The organism is Thiolapillus sp., assembly GCF_048562965.1.
Taxonomy (GTDB): domain Bacteria; phylum Pseudomonadota; class Gammaproteobacteria; order Chromatiales; family Chromatiaceae; genus Thiolapillus; species Thiolapillus brandeum_A.
Genome location: NZ_JBHNMF010001074.1, coordinates 1 through 928 on the forward strand (window position 1 = coordinate 1; position 928 = coordinate 928).

Annotated in this window: 2 protein-coding genes; both read right to left on the bottom strand. The window is 54.5% G+C overall.

The window, feature by feature from the left end; genetic code table 11:
* The coding region (locus tag ACOCD2_RS22360) for a hypothetical protein (RefSeq protein ID WP_293652401.1) at positions 1-471 on the bottom strand (471 nt) is incomplete at its 3' end.
* Between the two features lie 14 nt (positions 472-485).
* Positions 486-928 (bottom strand): hypothetical protein (locus tag ACOCD2_RS22365; RefSeq protein WP_293702806.1); only part of this gene is annotated, 443 nt, incomplete at its 5' end.

Consider the following 928-nt stretch of genomic DNA (forward strand, 5'->3'; position numbering starts at 1 on the left):
CCGGAGACGGGTGAACACAGGGGTATCTTCATCACCAGAGAGCGTTATAGCATCAATCAATCTATCGTCTCCCCGCCGCCGTATTGCAATGCCCGTCAGGGGGGCGCTATCAGGATCCAGGGGGTCCACATGAATATGGCATAAAGCAGGGAAGTGGGTAAGGTAACGCCCGCCCTGCGCGGTCTGCAGGGCCGCCCGCTTACTATGGGGCAGGGGAGGCAGCAGCGTAATCATGCCGTATGCGTCTGCGGCAATAACGCTCCACAAGAGACTATCGGAAAGGCCCAGGTCTGCCAGCTGCATGCTCAGTTTACGTTGCTCAGGCGTCAGCGGTGGTCGCTCATCATTGAGTTGCCAGCACATATCGTGACCGGCAGCTATTTCTGTTGCCGTTATGGTTTCCCCGTCCAGGACGGCGACCACGGCCTCATTCTGTTTAGGATATTCAGGGATAACGCAAGCCCAATTCATTGTGCCCCTCCATACTATTTTGTTCTGCGGCCGCTTATGACGGTGGCGCGCAGTTGATCCAGTGGTGGATTGTACGTCTTGTTCGTGTCGTCGCTAAATCGCGTAGCCTCGATGGCTAATAGCCGTTTTTGCGTATCCATGATTTCATAGAGCAATCGCAATTCCAAGGCCTGCATGAACACCATGCGTTGGGTCAATCCTTCTTGCAGAAGACCATTCACGTCCGATGCCCAATTCGCGTTGGAAAGCCGGGCGTCCACCATGAGCTTGAGCATTTCATTGACAGACACTTTCTTTTTTCCGTCATCTCCGATCACGCCACCGGGGAATTCACCGATTCCCCCCATGTTTTTCCAGATCGTATTGAGTTCATCCGTGGCCTCGATAGACGCGATGTTGTCCTCGCTGATCTGGAACAGGGTCTGCTGCGCCAGGGCCAGGCGATCATTCTTTGTGG